Origin of the sequence: Treponema sp. (genome assembly GCF_045657965.1) — a bacterium.
Classification (GTDB): Bacteria; Spirochaetota; Spirochaetia; order Treponematales; family Treponemataceae; genus Treponema_D.
Window position 1 is genome coordinate 1 of sequence record NZ_JAZOUG010000037.1, and the last position, 6,800, is coordinate 6,800.

Genomic DNA, 6,800 nt, shown 5'->3' on the forward strand with positions numbered 1-6,800 from the left:
TTTGAACATAAGGTTGAACTCGCGGACAGCCGTATATTTTTTGTTTTCGCTTTTACAAGTCGGACAGTTGATGTTGGCATCGATGTAAGCCTTCATTTCTTCGTGAGTCATTGTATCAACTGGTTTTCCCGGGTCTTTATCTGGATTTGCGGCAACGAAATCTTCAATCAATTTGTCGGCTCTGTGGCGTGCCTGACATTCAAGACAGTCAACCATAGGGTCAGAAAAGTGGTCAACATGACCGGAAGCCTTCCATGTTGTGTGATGCTGGAAAATTGCTGAGTCAAGACCAACAACATCGTCGTGGAGCTGAGTCATTTCCTTCCACCATGCGTTCTGGATATTTCGTTTGAAATCTACACCCAATGGACCGTAATCCCATGCACCGGCCTGACCGCCGTAAATTTCTGAAGCCTGATAAACAAAACCGCGTCTTTTACAGAGCGAAATGATTTTGTCGAGCGTACATGCGTGCTCATCAACAGGAACTTTTTTTTCTTTTGCCATGATTAAATCTCCTTTCATCCGCCCCTGGCGTGGAGCAGACGGATAAAAATAATTGAGAAGATTCTAGCATAAAACAATTTGTTCTACAATTATAGAATAAAATAAAATAATCTGTTATAATAAAATTCTGATTTTAAATGGAACACAAAATTGAGCATAAGCTTCAGGAAAAAGCCAGCGAAATTATTGAACATAACAAAGAAAAAGCGGCTGAACTTCTCGGGCAGACAAAAGAACAGACAATAAATATTCTCGAAACCAAAACAAGTTTCCTCAAAAAACTTTTCTGCATTACTCTCGCAGTTTTTGTCGTAGGAATCGGAATCTGGTTTTTCTATGAATATAAAACCGGAACTTTCCGTGACGCAGATTCTTTTAAAGATTTTATCAATTCATTCGGAATTTTCGGTCCTCTTTTTCTCACCTTGTTTCAATGCGTAAAAACAGTATATGCCGTTATTCCCAGTACTCTTGGCTGTATCGTAGGACCAACGCTTTTCGGGCCATGGATTGGGATTATCTGCAACTATATCGGAATCTGTGCAGGTTCTTTTGTTGCATTCTGGCTTTCACGCACTTTTGGTGTAACATTTGTAAAACAGATTTTCTCAGAAAAAAAATACAACAAAAGTATGAAATGGCTTGAAAAACAAAAGAAAAGCTATCCGGTGTTTTTATGGATTGCAATTTTTCTTCCGATTTCACCTGATGACTTTTTATGTTATTTCACTGGTCTTACGGACATGAAATTCAAAAAATTTGCACTAATAATTCTTACATCAAAACCATTCACAATCATCGTTTATGGCTTGATTTTTGGATATGGTTTCAATTAAACTTTAAAATAGAGTATAAAAAGAAGGTAAAACAGTATGGATAAAAAACAAAAACTACACTTACTAGGTGTTTATAATTACACGGTTATTCTCACATATGTAGGAATGCTTTTTGCATTTGCAGGCATCCATTTTGTTTTCTCAAACAGTGACAGAAGTTTTGTACTGGCACTTCTCTGTCTCATGATTGCAGGTGTTATGGATATGTTCGATGGAAAAGTGGCTTCAACCAAAAAAAACCGAACTCCATCGGAAAAACTTTTCGGTATTCAAATTGACTCAATGGCTGATATTATCAGTTATGGTGTATTTCCTTCACTCATCGTATACAAACTTGCAATCGGTGACAAACAGTATCCGGTCGATCACCCTTGGCAGGCAAGAATCGTAATCTGTATCTGTGCACTCTATCTCTTAAGTGCACTTATCCGACTTTCATACTTCAATGTTGATGAAATGGAACGTCAGAACCAGACAGCAGAAAGCCGTCACGAATACAGGGGATTACCTGTAACAAGTGTTGCAGTTGTTCTTCCGGCAGTATTTATTGTTTCATATTTTCTTGGAAATTCACGTCCTCCAATTCAGGCAGCTGCAATCCTTCTTTTAATTATGGCAATTGCTTTTATCACACCATTTAAAATGTTAAAGCCTCATCTGGTTGGAAAACTTGTACTTATCCTCATAGGCCTTGTAGAACTGGCTTTACTTCTTCTTGGAAAAGCTTACTGTGTTCCAACTGCAGAAAAAGATCCGTCGATTGTTTTTGAAAATAAAGCCACCATTCAGGAAATCGAAACCAAAATTGAAGAGGCTTTTTAATGGCAGAAAACGCAAATGACAAATCAGTACAGTTTTTATACGGAACAAAATCCGGCAGAATTCTACTTCATGCGATTCTTAAACTTCACATTCCTGCACTATTAGGATTTGTATTGCGTTCTCCTCTTTCAAGATTTTACATTTCATCTTTTGTTAAAAAGAACAGAATCGACATGACAGGATTTGAAGGTGTAAGATTTAAATCCTTCAATGATTTTTTTACCCGTAAAAAAGAAATCAAATTCGATTCAGAAAGTTCTCATTTAATTTCACCCGCAGATTCACTTCTTTCTGTATACAGTATTACAGATGATGCTAAATTTCACATCAAAGGGTTTGACTACACACTCGAAGATTTCTTTGAACCAGAAAAATTCGGTTTTACTAAGGAAGAAACAACAGATTTATTCAAAGGCGGTCTATGTCTTGTTTTCCGTCTCTGCGCTACCGACTATCACCGTTACTGCTATGTTGATTCAGGAAGCCAGAACGGTAACCATTTTATTCAGGGCTCGCTTTATTCAGTTCAGCCGCTTGCAGCTGAAAATTTCCGTCTTTACACAAAAAACCGCCGTTCATGGACAATCATGGAAACCCGGAATTTCGGTAAAATCGCTCAGATTGAAGTCGGTGCTTTCAGTGTAGGCGGTATCAAAAATAACATTAACGAAGGCTCATTCAAAAAAGGCGATGAAAAAGGCTATTTCGATCTTCACGGCTCTACAATCGTTCTTCTTTTACAAAAAGACTCAGCAGCTCTTCATGAAGAAATTACAAAAATCACCGGTTCAGGCTCAGAATACAGAGTCAGAATCGGTGAATGTATTGGAACAAAACTTCAGTGAAACTTATCCGATAAACTTATATCCGGCTTCAGTTACTGCTTTTTCAAATTCAGAAGAAGCAACTTCTTTTGAAAGTTCAAGTTTTACTTCCCCTTGTTCGTGACTGGGCAAAGCAAGTTTTACTCCATCAATTTTTTCAAGAGCATCCTTAACGTGCTTTTCACAATGAGAGCACATCATTCCTTCAACTTTAATAGTTTTTTCCATTTTTTCCTCCATCTTTAGATTTTTTATTTTTTTAGATTTTTTAATCTTATGTATATTTTTAATATTAAGCCTTAAAGCGTTTGTTACTACACAGAAACTTGAAAGACTCATTGCAAATGCAGCAAGCATAGGATTTAAAGTAAGTCCCAGAACTTTATACCACGCCCCAGCTGCAACCGGAATCAAAATTATATTATAAAAGAACGCCCAAAATAGATTTTCATGGATATTTCTGAGCGTAAAACGGCTGAGATTAATAGCAGCTACAACATCAGAAAGACTGCTTTTCATAACCACTACATCCGCAGCATCAATAGCAACATCAGTGCCGTTTCCGACAGCAATTCCAATATCAGCGCTTACAAGAGAAGGCGAATCATTAATTCCGTCTCCAACCATTGCAACTTTTCCTTTCTGTTTAAACTTTCGTATGATATTTTCCTTACCCTCCGGTAAAACCCCGGAAATTACTTCATTAACTCCAGTCTGGTCTGCAACAGCCTGTGCAGTTTCTTCATTATCGCCTGTCAAAAGAACAACCTGAAGTCCCATTTTCTGAAGATTTTGAATTGCCATGGCAGAATCTTCTTTTAAAGTGTCAGAAACAGCAATAATACCTAAGAATTTGTCCTCTAGTGCAAATGCAAGAGGTGTTTTTCCCTGTAAAGAAAGTTCATCGGCTCTGGCAAGAAACTTTTCCGGAATCTCAGCTGAATAGGAATCAGCAAAGGTTTTTGCAATAAATTTTAGGCTTCCACCATAAAGTTTTTGAGCGCTAAAAACAGCTTCAAGTCCGTACCCTGAAAGAATTTTAAAATTTTCAACATTATTTGAGTTTAGTTTTAATTCAACGGCCTTTCTGCATACAGCTTTTGCAAGAGGATGCTCACTTTTTACTTCAAGATGAAAAGCAAACTGTAACAGTTCCGGTTTTATCAAGTGCAATTGTAGTTATCCGGCCAGTTTCTTCAAGTGAAACAGCATTTTTAAAAAGAATACCATTTCGTGCCCCTACACCGCTTCCTGCCATAATTGCAACCGGAGTTGCAAGTCCTAAAGCGCAGGGACATGAAATTACAAGGACAGAAATTCCGCGTGAAAGAGCAAAAGGAATTTCTGCACCACAGAAAAGCCAGATAACAGTTGTTAAAACAGATATAATAATAACAGCTGGCACGAAAATACCGGAAACTCTATCTGCAATTTTTGCAACTGGTGCTTTTGTACCTGCCGCATCAGTTACCATCTGAATGATTTTTGCAAGACTGGTATGTTCACCAACTCTGGTTGCACGGCATTTTAAAAATCCGAATGTATTAATTGTCGCGGCACTTACAGAACTTCCTTTATTTTTTTCTGCCGGAACACTTTCACCAGTAAGGGCACTTTCATTTACAGCAGAACTGCCTTCGATTACTATACCGTCAACAGGAATTTTTTCACCAGGGCGTACGACAAAAATACTATCGGTTTGTACTTCTTCTACTGGAACAGTTTTTTCTTCACCGTCAATAATAATAACAGCATTTTGAGGAGCAAGTTTAATAAGGTTTTTGAGTGCATCTGTAGTTTTTCCTTTTGAAATTGCCTCCAGTAATTTACCAACTGTGATTAAAGTTAAAATCATAGCTGCACTTTCAAAATAAAGATTTCCGAATTTTAACTCAAGAACTTCAGTATCCTGCCATAAAAGCGCTTTTGTCATACTAAAAACTGAAAAAGTACTGTATACAAAAGACACTCCGGAACCAAGTGCAACAAGGCTGTCCATGTTGGGTGCCAGAGAAATAATGGATTTAAATCCGCTTATGAAAAACTTCTGGTTTATAATCATTACACATGCTGAAAGAAGCATTTCTAATATTGCAATTGCAAGAAGATTTTCTTCTAAGAAAGACGGTAAAGGAAGCTTAAACATTGCATGCCCCATAGAGACATACATTAAAACGATAAGAAATCCAAGTGAAGAAAAAAGACGTTTCTTAAGCTTAGGACTTTCTTTATCACGCAGACTTTCTTCCTGTTCATAAAAACTGCCTTTCTCTGATAAAGATGAGTTGTTACCCATAATCTTTGCACCATAACCGGCATTCTCTACAGCACGAATAATATCTTCGGGTGCGGCAGAACCTTCAGTAACAAGAGAATTCGTCAAAAGAGAAACAGAACATGAATTAACTCCTTTAAGGGAACCTACTGCTTTTTCAATACGTGCAGAACAGGCAGCACAGCTCATCCCTGAAATATTAAATTTTTCCATATAATTCCTTTATTTTAACATTTTATGCAATATTGAAATCACTTCTTCAAGTTTTTCTGTATTTCCAGCTTTTAAATCAGAAGCAACACAATTTTTCAAATGATTCATTAGCATAAGTTCGCCAAGTGAATTTAATGCGGATGAAACAGCCGAAACCTGTACAAGCAAGTCATTACAATAAGCATCTTCATCAAGCATTCGCTTAATACCGCGAACCTGTCCCTCAATACGGTTTAACCGTAAAATTAAGGCTGTTTTTTCTTCATCTGTGCGAATTGTTTTATTTTCAGACCTTTTTACACTCATAAATAACGCCGTAATATTTTAATGAATGATATACATATACAGGGTATAGGTCAATACCATTTTTAATTAAAGTTATTCTCTTTTGATTAAATATCTGTTATATTAGTTTTATGAAAATAATTTCGTGGAATGTAAATGGTATCAGAGCTGTAGAAAAGAAAGGTTTTACAGACTGGATATTAAAATCTGATGCAGATGTAATCTGTATTCAGGAAACAAAAGCTCATCCTTCTCAACTGTCACAGTCATTACTATCACCAGGAAGTGAAGAAAATATTCTTTTCCCATTTCCCTCAAAAGACGCTGTTTCTCCTGTAAAAGTTGAATCAGATAATTCAATATATAAATCGTACTGGTCTTCTTCAAAAAAACCGGGGTATTCTAGTACAGCAATTTATTCTAAAAAAATACCGGACAAAGTAGAAATTCTTGGAAAACAAGAATTTGATGATGAAGGCCGGGTACTTTCAGTTTTTTTTGGAAAAACTGTTATAATTTCAGCTTATTTTCCTAACAGTCAGAATCAAGGTGCTCGTCTTGATTACAAACTTTCATTCTGTAAATCAATTTTTGAATACCTGAACAAACTAGTTGATAAGGAATACAACATTATTCTTTGTGGTGACTATAATATTGCTCATAAGCCAATTGACCTTGCAAACCCGAAAGCAAACGAAGGAAATGCAGGGTATCTTCCTGAAGAGCGTGCCTGGATGGATTTTTTCACAGCAAACGGTTATATCGATGTTTTCAGAGAATTCTGTAAAGAACCGAATCAGTATACCTGGTGGAGTTACCGTTTTCATGCAAGAGAAAAAAATATTGGATGGCGTATTGATTATACCTGTGTAAACAAAAATTTTATGAAAAAAGTCAAATCAACTTCAATTCTAAAAGATATTACAGGTTCAGATCACTGCCCGATTGAAATTATAATCCAGGACTAATGAGACTGCTCGTAACGAAGAGAAGAAACGTTTCTCAAGCGTTTCTTCTCTTTTTTTTTAAATAAAAAAA

At 36.5% G+C, this 6,800-nt stretch carries 7 protein-coding genes and 1 pseudogene; 4 read left to right on the forward strand and 4 right to left on the reverse strand.

The features are described from left to right. A pseudogene (locus ACKI5B_RS01045) lies at positions 1 to 507 on the reverse strand (glycine--tRNA ligase); the annotation flags it as partial. Positions 508 to 644: 137 nt separating this feature from the next. Between ACKI5B_RS01045 and ACKI5B_RS01050 the strand changes: the two are divergent. From ACKI5B_RS01050 to ACKI5B_RS01060, 3 genes are read left to right on the forward strand one after another with little or no spacing between them, the layout of a single operon-like run. Then, positions 645 to 1,343, forward strand: a complete 699-nt coding sequence (locus ACKI5B_RS01050) for a TVP38/TMEM64 family protein (RefSeq protein WP_407425097.1) — start codon at positions 645 to 647, stop codon at positions 1,341 to 1,343. Positions 1,344 to 1,379: 36 nt separating this feature from the next. Further along, positions 1,380 to 2,165, forward strand: coding sequence for a CDP-alcohol phosphatidyltransferase family protein (locus ACKI5B_RS01055; protein WP_407425098.1), 786 nt, complete (start codon positions 1,380 to 1,382; stop codon positions 2,163 to 2,165). Continuing rightward, positions 2,165 to 3,010 (forward strand): phosphatidylserine decarboxylase, encoded by an 846-nt coding sequence (locus ACKI5B_RS01060; protein WP_407425099.1) that lies wholly within the window; start codon positions 2,165 to 2,167, stop codon positions 3,008 to 3,010. The genes ACKI5B_RS01055 and ACKI5B_RS01060 overlap by 1 nt, the downstream gene beginning before the upstream one ends. Before the next feature lie 3 nt (positions 3,011 to 3,013). Here ACKI5B_RS01060 and ACKI5B_RS01065 read toward each other — a convergent pair whose 3' ends face one another. From ACKI5B_RS01065 to ACKI5B_RS01075, 3 genes are read right to left on the reverse strand one after another with little or no spacing between them, the layout of a single operon-like run. Beyond that, positions 3,014 to 4,162 carry a metal-transporting ATPase gene (locus ACKI5B_RS01065; RefSeq protein WP_407425100.1) on the reverse strand — a complete coding sequence of 383 codons (1,149 nt, stop codon included), beginning with the start codon at positions 4,160 to 4,162 and terminating at the stop codon, positions 3,014 to 3,016. Continuing rightward, on the reverse strand, positions 4,116 to 5,477 hold the full coding sequence (locus tag ACKI5B_RS01070) for a heavy metal translocating P-type ATPase (protein WP_407425101.1): 1,362 nt from the start codon (positions 5,475 to 5,477) through the stop codon (positions 4,116 to 4,118). Before ACKI5B_RS01070 ends, ACKI5B_RS01065 begins: the two co-directional genes overlap by 47 nt. A 9-nt stretch (positions 5,478 to 5,486) precedes the next feature. Next, positions 5,487 to 5,783 carry a metal-sensing transcriptional repressor gene (locus ACKI5B_RS01075; protein ID WP_407425102.1) on the reverse strand — a complete coding sequence of 99 codons (297 nt, stop codon included), beginning with the start codon at positions 5,781 to 5,783 and terminating at the stop codon, positions 5,487 to 5,489. A gap of 110 nt (positions 5,784 to 5,893) precedes the next feature. Between ACKI5B_RS01075 and ACKI5B_RS01080 the strand changes: the two genes are divergently transcribed. Continuing rightward, a complete protein-coding gene (locus ACKI5B_RS01080; protein ID WP_407425103.1) occupies positions 5,894 to 6,730 on the forward strand; it encodes an exodeoxyribonuclease III in 837 nt (278 codons plus the stop codon). Positions 6,731 to 6,800: the final 70 nt, after the last annotated feature.